This is a genomic window from Herbaspirillum frisingense GSF30 (genome assembly GCF_000300975.2).
GTDB lineage: Bacteria > Pseudomonadota > Gammaproteobacteria > Burkholderiales > Burkholderiaceae_D > Herbaspirillum > Herbaspirillum frisingense.
Map to the genome: position 1 here is coordinate 14,007 of NZ_AEEC02000013.1, position 17,552 is coordinate 31,558.

The 17,552-nt window shown below is 63.7% G+C and carries 17 protein-coding genes; 9 read left to right on the forward strand and 8 right to left on the reverse strand.

The window, feature by feature from the left end:
* Positions 1–68 precede the first annotated feature (68 nt).
* Positions 69–851, reverse strand: coding sequence for an SDR family NAD(P)-dependent oxidoreductase (locus HFRIS_RS10880; protein ID WP_006463390.1), 783 nt, complete (start codon positions 849–851; stop codon positions 69–71).
* Between the two features lie 377 nt (positions 852–1,228).
* On the opposite strand from HFRIS_RS10880, the gene HFRIS_RS10885 reads away from it, so the two are divergent.
* The 4 genes from HFRIS_RS10885 (at position 1,229) to HFRIS_RS10900 (ending at position 3,660) form a co-directional block, all read left to right on the forward strand.
* Complete coding sequence (locus tag HFRIS_RS10885) at positions 1,229–1,894, forward strand: amino acid ABC transporter permease (protein WP_006463391.1); 666 nt, start codon at positions 1,229–1,231, stop codon at positions 1,892–1,894.
* Between the two features lie 10 nt (positions 1,895–1,904).
* Positions 1,905–2,687 carry an amino acid ABC transporter ATP-binding protein gene (locus HFRIS_RS10890; protein WP_006463392.1) on the forward strand — a complete coding sequence of 261 codons (783 nt, stop codon included), beginning with the start codon at positions 1,905–1,907 and terminating at the stop codon, positions 2,685–2,687.
* Between the two features lie 485 nt (positions 2,688–3,172).
* A complete protein-coding gene (locus HFRIS_RS10895) occupies positions 3,173–3,469 on the forward strand; it encodes a hypothetical protein (protein WP_006463393.1) in 297 nt (98 codons plus the stop codon).
* Positions 3,469–3,660: a hypothetical protein gene (locus HFRIS_RS10900; RefSeq protein ID WP_006463394.1), complete on the forward strand. Its 192-nt coding sequence runs from the start codon at positions 3,469–3,471 to the stop codon at positions 3,658–3,660. The genes HFRIS_RS10895 and HFRIS_RS10900 overlap by 1 nt, the downstream gene beginning before the upstream one ends.
* Positions 3,661–3,803: 143 nt before the next feature.
* On the opposite strand, the gene HFRIS_RS10905 is transcribed toward HFRIS_RS10900, so the two are convergent.
* Positions 3,804–4,649 (reverse strand): transporter substrate-binding domain-containing protein, encoded by an 846-nt coding sequence (locus tag HFRIS_RS10905; RefSeq protein WP_006463395.1) that lies wholly within the window; start codon positions 4,647–4,649, stop codon positions 3,804–3,806.
* Between the two features lie 427 nt (positions 4,650–5,076).
* Here HFRIS_RS10905 and HFRIS_RS10910 point away from each other — a divergent pair, with 427 nt between their 5' ends.
* Positions 5,077–5,400: a hypothetical protein gene (locus tag HFRIS_RS10910; protein WP_006463396.1), complete on the forward strand. Its 324-nt coding sequence runs from the start codon at positions 5,077–5,079 to the stop codon at positions 5,398–5,400.
* Here HFRIS_RS10910 and HFRIS_RS10915 read toward each other — a convergent pair.
* From HFRIS_RS10915 to HFRIS_RS10935, 5 genes are all read right to left on the reverse strand, one after another.
* Entirely contained in the window at positions 5,397–6,731 is a 1,335-nt protein-coding gene (locus tag HFRIS_RS10915; protein WP_006463397.1) for a DUF2863 family protein, read from the reverse strand. The genes HFRIS_RS10910 and HFRIS_RS10915 overlap by 4 nt on opposite strands.
* Before the next feature lie 11 nt (positions 6,732–6,742).
* Positions 6,743–7,678, reverse strand: coding sequence for a DMT family transporter (locus HFRIS_RS10920; protein WP_039875308.1), 936 nt, complete (start codon positions 7,676–7,678; stop codon positions 6,743–6,745).
* 442 nt (positions 7,679–8,120) lie between these two features.
* On the reverse strand, positions 8,121–8,942 hold the full coding sequence (locus tag HFRIS_RS10925) for a MetQ/NlpA family ABC transporter substrate-binding protein (protein WP_006463399.1): 822 nt from the start codon (positions 8,940–8,942) through the stop codon (positions 8,121–8,123).
* Positions 8,943–9,073: 131 nt separating this feature from the next.
* A complete protein-coding gene (locus tag HFRIS_RS10930; protein ID WP_006463400.1) occupies positions 9,074–10,453 on the reverse strand; it encodes an LLM class flavin-dependent oxidoreductase in 1,380 nt (459 codons plus the stop codon).
* Between the two features lie 17 nt (positions 10,454–10,470).
* Positions 10,471–11,727 carry an SfnB family sulfur acquisition oxidoreductase gene (locus HFRIS_RS10935; RefSeq protein WP_006463401.1) on the reverse strand — a complete coding sequence of 419 codons (1,257 nt, stop codon included), beginning with the start codon at positions 11,725–11,727 and terminating at the stop codon, positions 10,471–10,473.
* A gap of 310 nt (positions 11,728–12,037) precedes the next feature.
* On the opposite strand from HFRIS_RS10935, the gene HFRIS_RS10940 reads away from it, so the two are divergent.
* The 3 genes from HFRIS_RS10940 to phaP all read left to right on the forward strand — a co-directional run bounded on the left by HFRIS_RS10940 (position 12,038) and on the right by phaP (position 14,398).
* Positions 12,038–12,244 (forward strand): DUF3717 domain-containing protein, encoded by a 207-nt coding sequence (locus HFRIS_RS10940; RefSeq protein WP_006463402.1) that lies wholly within the window; start codon positions 12,038–12,040, stop codon positions 12,242–12,244.
* A 128-nt stretch (positions 12,245–12,372) separates the two neighbouring features.
* Positions 12,373–13,587: a patatin-like phospholipase family protein gene (locus HFRIS_RS10945; protein WP_006463403.1), complete on the forward strand. Its 1,215-nt coding sequence runs from the start codon at positions 12,373–12,375 to the stop codon at positions 13,585–13,587.
* A 241-nt stretch (positions 13,588–13,828) separates the two neighbouring features.
* On the forward strand, positions 13,829–14,398 hold the full coding sequence (gene phaP / locus HFRIS_RS10950; protein WP_006463404.1) for a TIGR01841 family phasin: 570 nt from the start codon (positions 13,829–13,831) through the stop codon (positions 14,396–14,398).
* 100 nt (positions 14,399–14,498) lie between these two features.
* Here phaP and HFRIS_RS10955 read toward each other — a convergent pair whose 3' ends face one another.
* Positions 14,499–16,106: an NAD(P)/FAD-dependent oxidoreductase gene (locus tag HFRIS_RS10955; protein WP_006463405.1), complete on the reverse strand. Its 1,608-nt coding sequence runs from the start codon at positions 16,104–16,106 to the stop codon at positions 14,499–14,501.
* Positions 16,107–16,362: 256 nt separating this feature from the next.
* Between HFRIS_RS10955 and HFRIS_RS10960 the strand changes: the two genes are divergently transcribed.
* Positions 16,363–17,367: a helix-turn-helix domain-containing GNAT family N-acetyltransferase gene (locus HFRIS_RS10960; protein ID WP_006463406.1), complete on the forward strand. Its 1,005-nt coding sequence runs from the start codon at positions 16,363–16,365 to the stop codon at positions 17,365–17,367.
* Positions 17,368–17,552 lie beyond the last annotated feature (185 nt).

Consider the following 17,552-nt stretch of genomic DNA (forward strand, 5'->3'; position numbering starts at 1 on the left):
TTGGACTTCTCGAAGAAAGTTGAATGACGTAAATCTTATAAATTATTTCGTGGATGACAGCATGTGCACTACAGCGTCAGGCCACCATCCACATGCCACACCTGGCCGGTGACATAGGACGCCGCCGGACTGAGCAGGAAGCCGATCACATTGGCGATCTCCTGCGGCTGGCCCAGGCGCTGCATGGGAATGCGCGCCAATGCCGCCTGCCACGCTGCCGGATCGATGGCCGACTTGGCCGGATCACTCTTCTGAACGTAACCCGGCGCCACCGCGTTGACCGTCACGCCTGCCGGCGCCAGTTGCACCGCCAGTGACTTGACCAGCGCCTCGATGCCGGCCTTGGCCGCCGCCGACGCCGGGAAGCCCGATTCGCCCAGCCGATACACATGGGCCACGAAGGAACTCACCGCCACCACCCTGCCCTGTCCACTGGCCATCAACGGCTCGCGGCAGGCCGTGACCAGACGGAAGAAGCCGCTCAACAAGGCATCCAGCGAACGCGACCAGTCCGCCTCGGAGAGCTCGCCGATGCGCTTGCGATCGGCAAAGCCGGCATTGGCCACCAGCGCGTCGAGCCGACCGTGCTGCGCCAGCGCCGTATCACGCAGATGTACAGCTGTCTGCGGATCGGCCAGGTCGCCCAATGCCAGGGTGCAGCGCGCACCCAGAGCGCGGCAGTGTTGCGCCACCGCCTGTAGCTCGGGGGAGTCGCTGCGCGCATGGAGGATCAAGGCCACGCCGGGCGCGGCCACGGTGGTGGCGACCGCCGCGCCAATGCCACGGGCAGCGCCCGTGATGAGAACGGTACGGACGGTTTCGCCATCGATGGCGGGGGAAGATGCGCTCATGGTCCTGAAGAAAAGAAGGCGCGTTCCCGGATGCCGGGAATTGACGTGGATGCACGTCAGCGCAATCCCGCCATTTTAGCCAAAGCCAGTCGCGGCGTGGGCTTGCGGGCTGTCGATTGCCGTCCTGCGCGATGTGCCGGCCGACCGTTCTCCATTACAATGGCCGGATTTGCAGGATTCACGGCATGCGCCACCGGCCATGCTGGTCCATGTGATGACGCCCCTTCCCATGTCCGACCTTCTACCTGACCCATGCCAGCATGCGCCCCGGGCGCACAGGGCATGGTTCGTGCATGCGATGCGGGCATCCCTCTTCCACGGAGCCGGCCCCCGCCCTTCGCTGGAATCACGCGTTTCGTAACCAAGGAAAAACACAGATGTATCAATGGGACTTCGGCTCGCTCTGGCAATTCAGGAGCATCATCGGCATCGGCTTCGTCTATACGCTGAGCTATACGGTTGCCTGTATTGCCCTTGGCTTGCTGGTGGGCCTGGTGGTCGGTCTGGGTCGGCTGTCCACCAACCCCTTCATCTCCGGTCCGCTGCGCGCCTTCGTCGAAGTGTTCCGCTGCACCCCGGTGCTGGTGCAACTGGTGTGGTTCTACTACGCGCTGCCGGTGCTGCTGGGCATCGAGATGTCGGCCGGCACCGCCGCCATGCTGTCGCTGGCGCTGTACGGCGGCGCCTTCTATTCCGAGATCATCCGCGGCGGCATCGTCTCCATCGACCTGGGCCAGTCCGAAGCCGGCTGGGCACTGGGCATGACGCGCTTCCAGCTGATGAAACGCGTGATCCTGCCGCAAGCCTTCAAGCGCATGACCCCGCCGCTGGTGAACCAGTCCATCATGCAGTTGAAGAACACCTCGCTGCTGTCGGTGCTGGCCGTGCCGGACCTGCTGTACCAGGGCCAGATCATCGCCCACGAAACATATCGTCCGCTGGAAATCTACACGCTGGTGGCGATCATCTATTTCATCATCCTGCTGCCGGCCACCATCTTGGCCAAGCGCCTGGAAAATCGCCTGTCGGCGCAGCATGGTTGAGGAGAACAGGATGAACACCCAGGTCAACAACAACGCCAACGCGATGATCCAGATCAGCAATCTCAAGAAGGCCTTCGGCGAGCACGTGGTGCTCAAGGACATCTCCATCCAGATCGGCAAGGGCAGCGTGGTCGCCATGATCGGGCCATCCGGCTCGGGCAAGTCCACCCTGCTGCGCTGCCTGAACCTGCTGACCGTGCCCGACCAGGGCGCGGTGCGCATCGGCGAGCGCCACTTCGAATTCGACGGCCGCAAGTCGCGTCTGCCCAAGGATCGTGAACTGGCCGCCTTCCGCGCCCGCACCGGCATGGTGTTCCAGCACTTCAACCTGTTCCCGCACATGACGGCGCTGGAGAACGTGATGGAAGGCATGGTCACCGTGCTGCGCACGCCCAAGGCGCAGGCCCGCACGCAAGCCATGGAACTGCTGCAGAAGGTCGGCCTGGCAGACCGTGCCGACATGTATCCACAAAAGCTCTCGGGCGGCCAGAAGCAGCGCGTCGCCATCGCCCGCGCCCTGGCCATGCAACCGGACGTGATGCTGTTCGACGAAGCCACCTCGGCACTGGACCCGGAACTGGTGGGCGAGGTGCTCAACGTGATCCGCAGCCTGGCCGCCGACGGCATGACCATGATCCTGGTCACCCACGAAATCGCCTTCGCCCGTGAAGTCGCGGACCAGGTGGTCTTCATGCGCGACGGTGTGGTGGTGGAAGCCGGACCGCCGTCACAGGTAATCGACAATCCGCAGCAGGCGGCGACCCAAGCCTTCCTGTCACGTTTCAATGCTTGATTGCTAGGGCCTGTTCACATTTAATCTACGAGTGCGAGAGGGCGCCAAGCGTTGACTGCCTAGGCGCAGCGACGCGCCGTAGTGGTGCTACGGCAAGGAGCTGCAACAACGGCAGGCGACGCTTGGCGGCCTCTCCCGGAGGGTTGGCCCCAGAAGGCGCGCTAGCGGCGTTGCACGTCAGGGCTGGTGGCACCACCACCAGCCCTGACGCGCGCCTTGCCACCACGCCTTCTGGGGCCAACGCATCTCGCAGATTAAATGTGAACAGGCCCTAGTTACACTGAATTACGTTCAACGTAACTCATGAGAATGGCGTGTCACCTGTTTCGGTGGCGCGCCATTTTCATTTCAGGTGCCATCGACAGGCGGGAGGGGCGCTGAAAAAAATCGAGTTCTTGTGCAGTTTAGCCAGTGCCGACTCGACATGGTTATCCGGATCAGGCAGCGTACCGCTTTCCCGCAACCGTCCTCTCAGGAGAAACGCAATGAAAACGTCTGCCAACGAAACCATCGTGGTCAGGGCGACCACCCGTGAAAAGCTGGTCATCTCCGCCAAGGCGCGCAGGCTCGGCCTGGATGTACCGGACCTGATGTGCAAGGGCGCACTGGCCTACGAAGGCGGACAGATGGATGAGGCGCTGGGCGAACTGGCCAGCCTGGCCCGACAGGCTGCCGAGCGGGCTTGTGCCGCCATCGATGAGACGCTGGACTTTGTTGCCGCCAGCAACGCCCGCCTGGCGGCACTGGAGGCGCAACGGCAGGTCAGCGCGGCGAGGTCCTGATGTTCGGTCTCACCGGGCGGCTGTGGACGGCATTGACCGCCATCATCAAACTGGAAGACAAGGTCACGCGACAAAGCGAAGCGATCCGCCAGCAACAGGCCAGGATAGAAAATCTGACCGAGCGCATGATCAGGCTCGAGACCCTGCTGGAAGTGGTGATCCGCTCCAGCGAATTCAAACGCCTCAATTGACGACAAACGCCCGGCCTTCGACGGGCAGTTCCACCCCTCCCCCGAATCAAGCACAGTTCTCAACCCGGTCCTGCACAGGAAAAAAAAACCGCACCATCGCTGGTGCGGTCCGAGTGCAGGCGCGCGGGGACGCCGACCTGTACTTACAGCGGAATCTGCGGCGGCACATCTTCCGGCTTCACGCCGGAGAGCTTTTGCAGGTTGCCCAGCACGGTTGGCTTGATCTTGCCGGCAGCGCGCTCGGCCACGATCCACTTGTTGATGGTCTCGACCCAGGCCTTGTCCTCTTCCTTGGGGACGCCGATGTTGGTGGAGGTTGCTTCCAGCGGTTGCGGCACGTACATCTTGCCCAGCGCCGGGTTCTTCTTCAGGATGTTCAGCGCCAGCAGCCACACCAGCACCTGCGCGTCGACACGACCGGTCTGCAGCGCCAGGGTGGCATCGTCAGCCTTTTCCAGGCGCACGATGGTGGCGTTGGGACAGACGCGGCTGATCATCTGGTCGTGCGAAGAACCGATGTCCACGGCGATCTTCACTTCCGGCTTGTTCAGGTCGGCCCAGGTCTTGAATTCCTTCTTGGAGACCACGGTGAAGGCATTCAGGAACAGCGGTTCGGTAAAGCCGATCACCTCGCGGCGTGCCGGGGTCGGGTTCATGCCGAAGAACAGGTCGATCTTGTGGGTCTGCAGATCCAGCACCGAGTTGCCCCAGGTGGTTTCGGTGATGTCCAGCTTGACGTTCAGGCTAGCCGCCAGGCTCTTGGCGAAATCGATCATGAAACCGCCCCACTCACCGCTGGCCAGATCCTTGTTGTAGTAAGGCGCAGCACCACGCACGGCGCCGATACGCAGGGTCTTGGTACGCTGCACGCGGGCCAGGGTCGGTTCGGTCGAGCCGGTCGCAGCGGCGGCCTGGGCGAAGACATTCGGAATGGCGCTGGCAGCGGCAAGGCCGGCCACGCTGGTGATGAAACTGCGACGGTTGGTCATTTCTCTGTTCTCCCTGATTTGGCGGATGGCGCGGCCGCCGCGTGGACGGCAGCGTTGCGCAAGTGGTCTGCGCCCGGCCCACGCCGGACGGCGTCGACGATTTTAGCCCAGCCGCAGGCGGCCCGCCCGGGCAATTGCCGGCAGCAGGGACCCGAGTGGGGCTGCCTCCCAGCAGGCAGGAAAAATTTCCCGGCTACCGCACAAACAGTGGCGGACTCACACCGTTGAACGAAATCTGACAGCCTGCGCATGCGTGCAAGCCGGGTTGAAGATTTTCTTACAGCCACGCCATCCGGGTAAAACCGGGTAAGGCCGACGCTCCACGGAAACCCGTGCGCTTAATCTGGGACATCTCGCATCGATGCCGCACGGCAATGCCACGATTGCCATGCACACACACGCGAGGACCAGTCAACGGGGGGATTTCATGCGTATTGAACAAACCAGCCAGCATAGGGGCGGCATCGTGCTCGCCTGCCTGAGCGCCGTCGCCCTGGGTGGCTGCGCCAACTTCAGCGAAGTCAGCGCCGGGCAGGACGAGCTCTATCAGGTCTCGGCCACGGGCGTGAGCTACACCATGTCCATCCCTGCCCTCACCGCGGCAGCGCGTGAAAAGGCCCGCGACTTCTGCGGCCGGCAGCAGATGCAGGCCGACCTGCGCCAGCTGGTGCGCGGTTGGCGACCGATGCAGGTGGACCTGTATTTCCGCTGCCAGCCCACGGGCGTGAGCTTGCAGGCGCTGCTGGACTAGGCCTTCGGGAAATCGCGCTCGCGCAGCGGCTGGCCATCGGCATCGATCGCCTCGGCCAGCTTCACTGCGGCTACACCCAGCGAAGCGACGGCATCGGCAGCATCGAACAGGGCGACCTGCACATCCCCGTCGACAGGCTGTACCGAACGCGCCAGGAGTCCCTGCGCACCCCGCAGCACGACCTGCAGCTGGATCTCGCCCTCTGCATCGTCGATGGCAAAGAAGGCGCTGGCCTGCGCGGCCTGCACACCTGCCTGCGCCAGTCCAACCTCCAGTTCCGAGAGCATCTGCAGCGTGCGATATTCCGCATTGCCGGTCTGCTTGGCGCCGTGGAACAGGTCCTGGTACAGGAAGTGCAGCTGGCACTGCGCCGCCTCGCCGGATTGCCCGGTCAGGCATTGCTGCATCAGCGGCGTGATCTGCTCGCTCCACTGGCGGAAGCGCTGCGCGCGCGCTTCGAAATAGGCATCGGCTGCCGCCTCTTCCGCCGGAATGGCATAGAAGGGATCGTCCACATCCTTCAAGGCAAAGCCCAGCAGGAAGCGTAATTCGAGCGCCTCATCGTCAGCCCCGAAGGCGCCCTCCGGCCAGCCGCGCATGCTGCGCTCGATGGCCGGCACGCTCAGTATCTTCTTGTCGGTGAGCGAGGCGAAGGCGTCGCGGTTCATGGCCTCGACTTCGCTGAAGCTGAGCGCATTGATTTCTTCAGGATGATAGAGATGGTGCACCAGCACCACGCGCGCGCCGGGGCTTTCCAGGCCGGCCTCCTGCAGGCTGGTGCGCAGCGCATCGAAGGCATCGCCATCGGCCAGCGCCAGCGCTTCCTTCAGGCCGCCACGGGTGCGCACCAGCAGCGGGATCAGGAAGGCGTTGATCTCCAGCTCCTTCTCTCCCCGTCGCAGCACGATGATGTCCGCGCCCTCTTCCACCACCTCGCGCAGGAAGGCATGACCACGCTGATCGTCGTAGCGCAACTGTTCCAGTGCTTCGTAGAGGGTATCGTCGTCGCGCTCGCGCAGGGTATTGCGCACCATGCGCTCCAGCTCATCCTGGCCGGTACGGCGACCGCGACGGTCCGGCGCACTGGCGGCCACGGCGCTGGCCAGGGCCACCATCTGCTGCACACGCAGTTCGTCTTCGTCCAGGCTCTGCGAGGCCGCGTGGGCCTGATGCTGGCGCCGACGTGCCGCCTCGGTGGAGACGTGGGTGCGGGGCTTGTCGCGGACCGGGCCCTGGGCGGCCGGCTTGGCCGGCGGGCGGGACTGGCCGGCAGCCGGTTTCCGGGGTGCGTTCGAGGGTGATTTGCCGGAGGGGCGCTTGGCTTGATTCATGTCTTCCTCGCTCAATGCAGCGGTAATTTTTCAGAACTGGAACGGCCAGGCAAGGTCGCCAGGAACATTCCCGCCAGGGCCACCGCAAAGGCCGTGGCCTGCAGCGCCGACAGGTTCTCGCCCAGCGCCAGCACACCGACCACGGCAGCCGATATCGGCAGCATCACCGTGAACACGCCCGCGCGCGCGGCCGGCACCACCTTCAGGCCGGTCATCCACAGCCACACGGTCCACACACTGGCCGCCAGCGCGTAGAACACCAGCAACAGCCAGATGTTGGCCGGCACCGAGATGAAGTCGAACTGCAGAGCGGTATAGAGGCCCATGGGCGTCATCAGCAGCAGTCCCCACAGGTTGATGACGGCGCTGATGCGCTTGGGCGTAAGCACGGCGGTCAGCTTCTTGCCGATGACGGCATAGGCGGCCTCGCACAGCACCGCACAGAACACCAGCACATTGCCCAGCCACGCGTATTGGCCGTGGCTGGTTGCGGCCGCTGCTCCGTGATGATCCTTGGCCAGCGACAGCAACCCGATACCGATGGCGCCGCAGGCCACCGCACCCCAGACGCGCAGGCTGATCTTCTCCTTCAGGAAGACCCAGCTCATCACCGCCACCACCGCCGGAATCGCCGACATGATCACGCCGGCCGAGACCGCGTTGGTCATCGACACACCGGTGATCATGCACAGCGTGAAGAGAAAATTGCCGAGGAAGGATTCGAGGAAGACCAGCCAGCGCGATTGCGGGCTCAGCGGCTTTTCATCGGCCGGCTTCTTCAGCCAGCGCAGCATGGCGATGGCGCCGATGCCAAAGCGCAGCCAGGCCAGCAGGAACACCGGCAGCATCGCCGCCAGCGGTTTGGTCAGCGCCACGTAGGCGCCCACCATGGACATGCTCAGGATCAGGCAGCCGTAGCCCATGGGGCGGCTGGGGGTGTAGCTCATGTGCGGTTTGATGTTTGTCTCGGGACCAGGCGCCATGAAATGTGGCGCGCTGGGGGAGCCAGCATTTTACCCGTTCAAGAGCAATGACCGAAACGCGAGGGCGCGACTTGTCCGGCGGTCAGTGCAACAGATAGGCCACCAGCCGCTCCGCACCGACAAACAGGGCGATAAGCAATAGCAGTCCGATACTGAATACCTCCCACGCCACAGGTGCGGAGTGGATTTCACCTTTGCATAAATCCCGCCAGAGTTTCCGAAAGAAATTCCTCATGTGCCTGCCTTCCGATGTGATTGTCGATGTTGGCGTCATCCTGGGGTTCGACGCGCCATCGGAAAGGTAAGCGAATATCTGCTGGAAAAAGGCAAATCCTCTTGGAAAGGCCGCGGTGTCAAAACATTTCGCACCGCGTCCAAAATTACTGCGAGATCGATCCTGCCGATGTCACCACGCCGCCAGAATCCCGCCCTTGAATTCCGTCTCGATGTACTGCTTCACCTCCGGCGACTGATAGGCCTGCACCAGCTTGCCCAACCATGGCTGGCCGCGATCCTTCTCGCGCACGGCGATCAGGCAGGCATAGGGGCTGTCGCCGCTTTCCACCACCAGGCTGTCGCGGGCGGGATTGAAGCCGGCCTTGGAAGCATAGTCGGCGTTGATGGCGGAGGCATCGAGGTCGTCCAGCGTGCGTGGCAGTTGCGCAGCGTCGATCTCGACGAACTTCCACTTCTTCGGATTTTCGGTGATGTCGATGGGGGTGGCGTTGGTGCCGATGAGCGGGTCGATGCCGGCGCGCAGCTTGATGACGCCATGCTTCTGCAGCAGCAACAGCACGCGGCTTTCGTTGGCGGGGTCGTTGGGGATGCCGATCTTGGCACCAGTGGGGACGTCCTCAAGTTTGCGGTACTTCTTCGAATAGATCGCCATCGGGCCGATCATGGTCTTGCCCTCGGCATACAGTTTGTAGCCACGTGCCTTGATCTGGGCATTGAGGAAGGGGCGATGCTGGTAGCTGTTGGCGTCGAGTTCACCCGCATCGAGGGCGGCGTTGGGCTGGATGTAGTCGTTGAACTCGATGATCTTGACCTTGTAGCCTGGGTTGTCGCGTTCGAAGACGCGTCGTGCCTGCTCAAAGATCTGTGCGTGCGGTCCACTGGTGACGCCGACGCGGATCACCTGATCCGGTGCGGCCTGTGCCGTCCCGCCGATGCTGGCGAGCGCGCACAGGGCGATGCCGGAAATCCATTTCGCTGCGTTGAACTTCATTCTCTTCCCCGATTGAAAAAGGTCCAATGTAGCGACCGCTCAAGCGGGGCGGAAGGAATCATTTCCGCTTTGCATATGTGCTGCGCGCATGTGCCAGCACGTGCCAGCACGCGCCAGCACCCGGGGTGGAATCAGGCGTGTTCGACCGCAGCGGCCCTCCGGAAGCCCGCGCCTACATGCTCTTGCGGCAGGGTCGCGGCACGCTGGAAGAGTTTTTCGCGCAGGCTGCCCTGTGCGTATTCGCGCTTGTAGGAGCCGCGCTCCTGCAATACCGGAATGACCAGGTCGACGAAGTCTTCGAAGCTCTCCGGCGTCACCGTGCGGGTCAGGTTGTAGCCGTCGATGCCGGTGTCGGCGACCCAGCTTTCCAGTTCGTCGGCGATGCGATCCGGGGCGCCGACGATGCTGGCATAGCGGCCACCCAGTTCGAGTTGCTGCAGCAGCTTGCGCTTGGTCCAGTTCGACTCCGGTTGCGTGACCGCCTTGGTGAGCGACTGGATGGCGTTGGTCTTGGCAGGGCGGATCGGTTCATCCAGGTCGTAACGCGAAAAGTCGATCCCGGTGCCGGCCGAGAAGTGGGCCAGGCCGGCTTCCGGGCTGGCGTAACTGGCGTATTCGCGATAGCGGTCCTGGGCTTCCTGTTCGGTGCGGCCGGTGACCACGGTCAGGCCCATGAAGATCTTGATTGCATCCGGATCGCGCCCTTCGCGCACGGCGCCATCGCGGATGCTCTGCACCAGCTTGCGGGTGGCATCCTTGCTCTGGCTGGAGATGAAGACGCACTCGGCATGACGCGCGCCGAAGGCCTGACCACGCCCGGAAGAACCGGCCTGGTACAGCACCGGCGTGCGCTGGCGCGAGGGTTCGCTCAGGTGGATGCCTTCGACGTGATAGTAGTCGCCATGGTGGGCGATCTTGTGCACCTTGGCCGGGTCGGCATAGATGCGGCGCGCGCGGTCGCGCAGCACGGCACCGTCTTCCCAGCTGCCTTCCCAGAGCTTGTAGACGACTTCCATGAATTCGTCGGCGCGGTCATAGCGCTGATCGTGTTCCAGCTGTTCGTGCAGGCCCATGGCACGGGCGGCGCTGTCCAGATAGCCGGTGACGATGTTCCAGCCCACGCGTCCCTTGCTCAGGTGATCCAGGGTGGACATGCGGCGTGCGAACAGGAACGGGGCTTCGTAGCTCAGGTTGGCGGTGATGCCGAAACCCAGGTGCTCGGTCACGGCAGCCATGGCCGACACCAGCATCATGGGATCGTTGACCGGCAACTGGATGGTTTCGCGCAGGGTGAGGTCGGTATTGCCCTGGTAGACGTCATAGACGCCGACGATGTCGGCCAGGAACAGGCCATCGAACTTGCCGCGTTCCAGCAGGCGCGCCAGGCCGGTCCAATAGGCGATATCGGTGTAGTCCTGCGAGCGGTCGCGAGGATGCGTCCACAGGCCGTGGTTGATGTGACTGACGCAGTTCATGTTGAATGCGTTGAGGCGGATTTCCTTCCTGCTCATGATGGCTCCCGGATGGCTCAGAGCGCGCCGTGGCGCGGTGGCTTCTGGCCGTTGAGCACGTAGTTGCCGATGGCGTGGTATTTCCAGCGCACCGGATCATGCAGGGTGTGGGTACGGGCATTGCGCCAGTGGCGATCGAGGTTGTGCTCCGCCAGGGTGGCCTGCGAACCGGCCAGTTCGAAGAGCTTGCTGCCGGCGGCCAGCGAGACATCGGTGGTCAAGACCCGCGCTTCGGCCACGGCGATGGAGGCAGCGGCCACACTGTCTTCGGTCGGCTCTGCCGCAGCGGTGTCGAGCCGGTCACCGGCACGCTGCAGCAATGCCTCGGCGGCATGCAGCTGGATGGTCAGGTCGCCCACTTCGCGCAGGGTCAACGGATCGTCACCGGCACGTTCGACACCGCTGTCGATCCAGGGACGCGAACGGGTACGCACGAACTCCAGCAGGTCGGCATAGGCGGCGCGGGCGATGCCCAGGTCGATGGCGGCGTGCAGGATCTGCGCCAGCGGGCCGATCTGGGTCGGGCGCGTGAAGGCCGAGGCAAACCCGATCACGGCGTCGGCCGGGACCTGCACGTTGTCGAATACGGCACTGCCGCTGCCGGTGGTGCGCTGGCCGAAGCCGGACCAGTCATCGATGACGGTCAGGCCGGCGGCATGGCGCGGGACGATGGCCAGTTGCTGCACGCCCTGTTCGTCGATCACCGAGGTCGGGACCCAGTCGGCATAGAGTGCGCCGGTGGCGTAGAACTTGCGACCGTTGATGCGGTAGCCCGGTCCGTGCGGGTTGCGTGTGAGGCTGGTCTTGCGCTCGTGCGAGGTACGGGTGCCCAGTTCGGCCAGGGCATTGCCGAAGCGGTCGCCCTGCAGCACGCGCTCGAAGAAGAAGCGTTTCTGCGTTTCGTTGCCGTTGACGCGGATGAGCTCCACCGCATAGAAGTGATTCTGCGGAATCTGTCCGAGCGAGCCATCGGCAGCGGAGATGATGGCGATCACCTCGGCCAGCGTGCCATAGGACACACCGGCACCACCGTATTCACGCGGCACGCTGATGCCCCACAGGCCGGAACGCACGTAGCGCTCCAGCTCGTCCCAGGGCAGCTTGCGTTCACGGTCGCGCAGGCCGGCTTCACGGCGGAAATCCTCGGCCAACTTGCGGGCAGCGGCCAGCGCCTCGGCTTCGTCGCGGATGCGGGCGACCAGGCGGGTGGAGGTCGCCGAGGGCGGCGGCAGGGTATCGAGCAGGGTGGCGGAAGCAGCGGCAGTCTGGGTCATGGCGGGCGATCAGGTTCGGGGGAAGTCAGGGCAGGGTCGGGGCCAGCTCAGTAGAAAATGGGAGACCGGTGGCGCAAGCCTTGCGTCAGCAGACGTTCATTAGAGCAAAGCGACCTGTGAATCCGAACGAAGCATTACGCATGTGCTTGTTTGCTTTTCGCATGCTGCCACTGGCGCAGTCAGCGCCCGCCCCCGGGGTTGATGCCCTCCGGCAAGCGCGTCAGCACTGTATTTCCAACCAGTATTCGGGGGCGAAATGCGTTAGAATGCGCCGACGTTTCAGCTTAAGTCTTTATCAAGAATCACCGCCATGCTCACCCTCACCGAACTCGAAGATGCAATCAACTACTGGCGCCAGCAGCGTCCGGCCAGCGGAGAGGAGTGCGCACTATCCCCCGAAGTCAATGCCCTCGCCGGGCTGTACGCGCTGATGATCTTCCATCGCCGTCATGAGGTCGACCTGGAACAGATCGATGCACAGGCACGTCAACTGATCGAGGCCTGGCTGGCCAGCTGATCGGTGCCGCCGGGCATTTGCCGGCACTTGCATATTGGTCCGGTCACGTTCCCGTAAGCGCGCTATCCTAGACTCCTTGACGATGTGGTCGCCCTGGCGGTGACAGGCACTCCCTGAAAGGATGAACGATGCGCAAGGACCCCGAACAGACAGCTCCGTCCGCTCCCCGCAAACCCGCCAGCCGGTCCGCCGTGCCGGCGGTCAAGCCGCGCGTGGCACTGGTGCTGCAGGGCGGCGGCGCGCTGGGGGCTTACCAGGCCGGTGTCTATCAGGCCTTGCACGAGCACGACCTCACGCCGGACTGGGTGGTGGGGACCTCGATCGGTGCCATCAATGCCGCCCTGATCGCCGGCAACCCACGCGAGACCCGCATCGCCCGTCTGCGCGAGTTCTGGGAAACGGTGGCCCACCCCGACCTGTTCGACCTGCGCCAGGTGCCCGATGCACTGCGCCCCTGGGCCACCCGCGTGACTACGCTGGATACCTTCCTGCGGGGTGCACCCGGCTTCTTCCGGCCGCGCCCGCTCAATGCCTTTTCGCTGGGCCTGCCGGTGTCACCCGAGGACGCCAGTTTCTATAGCACCGCCGAGCTGGGCGAGACCTTGTCGCGGCTGGTGGATTTCGATTACCTCAACAGCCAGTCCGGCATCCGCATGACGGTGGCGGCGGTCAAGGTCACCTGTGGCACGCTGGTCAACTTCGACTCCCGCGAACAACCCCTGGGGCCGGAACACGTCATGGCCAGCGGCGCCCTGCCCCCGGGTTTCGCACCGGTGCGGGTGGACGGCGAGCTGTACTGGGACGGTGGCCTGTATTCCAACACGCCGCTGGAAGCCGTGCTCAACGATGAGCCCCGCACCAACCTGCTGTGCATGATGGTGGACCTGTGGCATGCCGACGGTCCCGAACCGCGTACCCTGGAAGAGGTGCAGACGCGCGAGAAGGACGTCACCTTCGCCTCGCGTTCGCAGCGCCACATCGATGCCTACCTGCAGCAGTACCACCTGCGCCGCGCCGCCCATGCGCTCTACAAGCGGCTGCCGCGTGAAATGCTGACCCAGGAAGACAAGCAGATGATGGCCGAGCTCGGCGCCGACAGTACCATTCACATCGTGCGGCTGGCCTATGCAGGACGTGACTGGAACATGGCTTCCAAGGATGTCAATTTCGCCCGTGGCTCCGTGTTATGGCGCTGGGAACAGGGTTATCAGGATGGCTTGCGCGCCATCGCCCTGGGCAAGGGCTGTGCCTTTAGCGAGACCGATGCCGGCATCGTGGTGCATGACCTGCCCAGCGGCCATACGCAGGTGCAGCCGGAGAAAACGACCGAACGTTCGGCTTGATCGCCCGCAAAGCCGCTGCGGGCGCGGCGTGGCATAATTTCAACGACCTCGCCACTATTTTTGTGCGTCGCACAAAAAACACTTGATTTCACCAAAGAAGTGCATAAAATAGGAATTGTTGCGGCGCACAAATCATGATTGTTTGTTGATTCTGGTCGAAAGCCGCTCTCGAAAGCCGATTGTTTGATCGTCACGCTCGTCGGCAAGCTCATTTGTCATATCTATCACCTAGGAGATGAACATGTTTTCGTACCAAGATCAGTTTTCCGCCGCTACCAAGGCCAACCTGCAAGCCCACCTGGACCTCATCAACAACCTGACCGCCAAGGCCTTCGAAGGCGTGGAAAAGATCGTTGAACTGAACCTGTCGGCCACCAAGGCCACCCTGGAAGAAGCCACCGCCGCCGCCAAGCAGCTGGCGGCCGCCAAGGACCCGCAGGAACTGCTGTCGCTGGCCGCTGCACAAGCCCAGCCGGGCGCCGAGAAGGCCACCGCCTACAGCCGTCACCTGGCCGGCATCGTGTCCTCGACCCAGGCTGAATTCACCAAGGCGGCCGAAGCCCAGATTTCCGAAACCAGCCGCAAGCTGTCGGCCCTGATCGACGAGATCAGCAAGAATGCGCCCCCGGGTTCGGAACAGGCCGTGTCCATCCTGAAGGCCACCCTGACCAACGCCAACGCTGCCTACGAGCAACTGTCCAAGAACTCCAAGCAGGCTGTGGAAACGCTGGAAGCCAACCTGGCCAACGCCACCAAGCAATTCACGGCTGCAGCTGAAAAGACCGTCGCCTCGGCCCGCGCCAAGAAGTAAGCCAGACAGCAAGCCAACGCGTCAGGCAATACGCAGCAAGGCAAACGAAAAACGCCGCTCCGGGCAACCGGAGCGGCGTTTTGCATGGGCGGTCCGACAATCAGGCCTGCGCCACCATGTCCAGCGCCAGCGCCTCGGCCACACGGATACCGTCGATGGCGGCCGACATGATGCCCCCGGCATAACCGGCACCTTCACCGGCCGGATACAGACCCTTGGTATTGAGACTCTGCAGGCTATGGTCGTCGCGCTTGATACGGATGGGCGATGAGGTGCGCGTTTCGATACCGGTCAGCACGGCATCGTGCATGGAATAGCCGCGGATCTGCTTTTCGAAGGCCGGCAGCGCTTCGCGGATGGCCTCGATGGCGTAGCTCGGCAACGAAGGATTGAGGTCGCCCAGCTTCACGCCCGGCTTGTAGGAAGGCTCCACGCTGCCCAGTTGCGTCGAGGGACGATTGGCGATGAAGTCACCCACCAGTTGCGCCGGCGCGTCGTAGTTGCTGCCACCCAGATCATAGGCGCGGCTTTCCCACTCGCGCTGGAAGGCGATGCCGGCCAGCGGATGACCGGGATAGTCGGCCGGCGAAATGCCCACCACGATGCCGCTGTTGGCATTGCGCTCGTTGCGGGAATACTGGCTCATGCCGTTGGTGACCACCCGGCCTGGCTCGGAGGTGGCCGCCACCACCGTGCCACCCGGGCACATGCAGAAGCTGTACACCGAACGTCCGTTGGAAGCATGGTGCACCAGCTTGTAATCGGCCGCGCCCAGGATGGGATGGCCGGCCCCGGGACCGAAGCGGCACTTGTCGATCAGCGACTGCGGGTGTTCGGCGCGGAAGCCGATGGAGAACGGCTTGGCCTCGATGTAGACACCGCGCTCGTAGAGCATCTCGAAGGTATCGCGGGCGCTGTGGCCGATGGCCAGCACCACATGGTCGGCCTCGATCTGTTCCCCGGTGGCCAGGGTCAGGCCACGGATGCGGCCATCCTCGATCAGTACATCCTCGACCCGCTGTTCGAAGCGGAATTCACCGCCCAGCTTCTCGATCTTGTCACGCATCAGCTGGATCATCTTGACCAGACGGAAGGTGCCGATGTGGGGCTTGCTAACGTACATGATCTCCGGCGGCGCATCGGCGGCGACGAATTCGGACAGCACCTTGCGACCGTAATGCTTGGGGTCCTTGACCTGGCTGTAGAGCTTGCCGTCGGAGAAGGTACCGGCACCGCCTTCGCCGAATTGCACGTTGGACTCGGGCTTGAGCTCGCGCTGGCGCCACAGGCCCCAGGTGTCCTTGGTACGCTCGCGCACGGTCTTGCCGCGTTCCAGGATGATGGGGTTGAAGCCCATCTCGGCCAGGATCAGCGCGGCGAACAGGCCGCACGGCCCGAACCCGATCACCACCGGGCGCTTCTTCAGGGTCGCCGGGGCGCGGGTGACGAAATGATAGGAAGTGTCGGGCGTAGGGCCGACATTGGTCTTCTTCGCGTTGCGCTGCAGGACTTCGGCTTCGTTCCTGAGCGCGACGTCGATGGTGTAGTTCAGGGTGATGGCCGTCTTCTTGCGGGCATCGTAGCTGCGCCGAAACAGCGTGAAGGACAGCATCTCGTCGGCCTGGATGCCCAGGCGGTCGAGGATGGCGGCGTTCAGTTCATCTTCCGTATGATTCAACGGAAGGCTTAGCTCAGAGATGCGCAACATGTGCGGAGACTTTCAACAAGGCTGGGGATGCAGGAGGTGGCGCGCCACGGCGGCCGGTAGGGTCACGGCGGGCGGGCTGCGCGAAAGGCGACATTCTACTCCAGCAGGCTGGCCGCCCCCAACCCGACGCCGCCCAACGCCAGTTGCGCGCGCGAGACAGCCTGGCGGGCGGCCCGCAAAACTGGTTGCACTACGCAATCATCTGGTCGTACATTGATTGCATATCGCAACCATATGACTGAACCGGGAGAACACCATGGACTACGACGGCCTGCAGCTACCGTCACGGGAACACACCATCCGCCAGTTGCGGGAGCTCTCCCGCAAGCTGGTGCGCGAGCTGGGCTTCATGCGCAGCACGCTGGCCGGCAGCGACATGGCGCCCTCGGCGGTGCACGCCATCATCGAGATCGGGCTCAATCCCGGCATCCAGGCGCGCGATCTGGGCGAGCTGCTGTATCTGGACAAGTCCAACACCAGCCGCCAGCTGGCCAAGCTGGAAGCCCTGGGCCTGGTGCGCCGTACGCCACTGGAAGCTGACGGGCGGGCCTTCAGCCTGGCGCTGACCGAGGCCGGGCAGGCCCTGCGCAAGAAGATCGACAAGTTCGCCACCGACCAGGTCTCCGCAGCGCTGCGGCGGATCGTGCCGGAAGACCAGCAAGGCCTGCTACGCGCACTGGCGCTGTATTCGCAGGCCCTGTCGCGTGAAAACCCGAACGCCGCAGCCTCGCAAGAGAAGCAGCCGATACCGTTGTGCCTCGGCTACCAGCCCGGCTGCATCGGCGACATCGCCAGCCTGCATGCGCGCTATTACGCCGAGGCGGCCGGTTTCGGCGTGTTCTTCGAGCACAAGGTGGGTAGTGAACTGGGGGCCTTCGCCCAGCTGCTACCGGTCGCCGGCAAGCAACTCTGGACGCATGTGGAGCAGGGACGCACCCTGGCGTCGATCGTCATCGATGGTGATCCCGCCAGCGGGGTGGCCCACCTGCGCTGGTTCATCGTCGATGACAGCCTGCGCGGCGCCGGCGTGGGCCGGCGCCTGCTGGAGGAGGCCATGGCATTTGTCGATGCGCACGGATTCGAATGCTACCTGTGGACTTTCCAGGGGCTGGATGCGGCGCGCCACCTGTATCTGGCGGCAGGCTTCACGCTGGCCGAGGAGTCGCCCGGGGAGCAATGGGGCAGCCGGGTGGTGGAGCAGCGCTATGTGCGGGCAGCACGTGGCAAGGTGGCTGAAGTGACTGAACCGGCCCGGCGCTGATCAAGCCGGTATCGCAAAGTATCAATCTGCCCGGAGTTGTTACGGCAGCCGGATGCAGTGCTGCGCCCGCGCCCATGCCGGCGCAGCGCACACCCACACCAGGAAACAACTGGAAACACAACATTACAGTCTTAAAGAAGAGCGGCTCCTACAGTGGCTTCACGGCGCGACCACAGCGACGCGCT

Bases quoted from the DNA above. Each gene is read 5' to 3' on its own strand.
- HFRIS_RS10880 (WP_006463390.1), bottom strand. From the start codon at position 851: ATGAGCGCATCTTCCCCCGCCATCGATGGCGAAACCGTCCGTACCGTT.
- HFRIS_RS10930 (WP_006463400.1), bottom strand. From the start codon at position 10,453: ATGAGCAGGAAGGAAATCCGCCTCAACGCATTCAACATGAACTGCGTC.
- HFRIS_RS10945 (WP_006463403.1), top strand. From the start codon at position 12,373: ATGCGCAAGGACCCCGAACAGACAGCTCCGTCCGCTCCCCGCAAACCC.
- HFRIS_RS10935 (WP_006463401.1), bottom strand. From the start codon at position 11,727: ATGACCCAGACTGCCGCTGCTTCCGCCACCCTGCTCGATACCCTGCCG.
- HFRIS_RS10890 (WP_006463392.1), top strand. From the start codon at position 1,905: ATGAACACCCAGGTCAACAACAACGCCAACGCGATGATCCAGATCAGC.
- HFRIS_RS10900 (WP_006463394.1), top strand. From the start codon at position 3,469: ATGTTCGGTCTCACCGGGCGGCTGTGGACGGCATTGACCGCCATCATC.
- HFRIS_RS10915 (WP_006463397.1), bottom strand. From the start codon at position 6,731: ATGAATCAAGCCAAGCGCCCCTCCGGCAAATCACCCTCGAACGCACCC.
- HFRIS_RS10955 (WP_006463405.1), bottom strand. From the start codon at position 16,106: ATGTTGCGCATCTCTGAGCTAAGCCTTCCGTTGAATCATACGGAAGAT.
- HFRIS_RS10940 (WP_006463402.1), top strand. From the start codon at position 12,038: ATGCTCACCCTCACCGAACTCGAAGATGCAATCAACTACTGGCGCCAG.
- HFRIS_RS10895 (WP_006463393.1), top strand. From the start codon at position 3,173: ATGAAAACGTCTGCCAACGAAACCATCGTGGTCAGGGCGACCACCCGT.
- phaP (WP_006463404.1), top strand. From the start codon at position 13,829: ATGTTTTCGTACCAAGATCAGTTTTCCGCCGCTACCAAGGCCAACCTG.
- HFRIS_RS10960 (WP_006463406.1), top strand. From the start codon at position 16,363: ATGGACTACGACGGCCTGCAGCTACCGTCACGGGAACACACCATCCGC.
- HFRIS_RS10910 (WP_006463396.1), top strand. From the start codon at position 5,077: ATGCGTATTGAACAAACCAGCCAGCATAGGGGCGGCATCGTGCTCGCC.
- HFRIS_RS10885 (WP_006463391.1), top strand. From the start codon at position 1,229: ATGTATCAATGGGACTTCGGCTCGCTCTGGCAATTCAGGAGCATCATC.
- HFRIS_RS10920 (WP_039875308.1), bottom strand. From the start codon at position 7,678: ATGAGCTACACCCCCAGCCGCCCCATGGGCTACGGCTGCCTGATCCTG.
- HFRIS_RS10905 (WP_006463395.1), bottom strand. From the start codon at position 4,649: ATGACCAACCGTCGCAGTTTCATCACCAGCGTGGCCGGCCTTGCCGCT.
- HFRIS_RS10925 (WP_006463399.1), bottom strand. From the start codon at position 8,942: ATGAAGTTCAACGCAGCGAAATGGATTTCCGGCATCGCCCTGTGCGCG.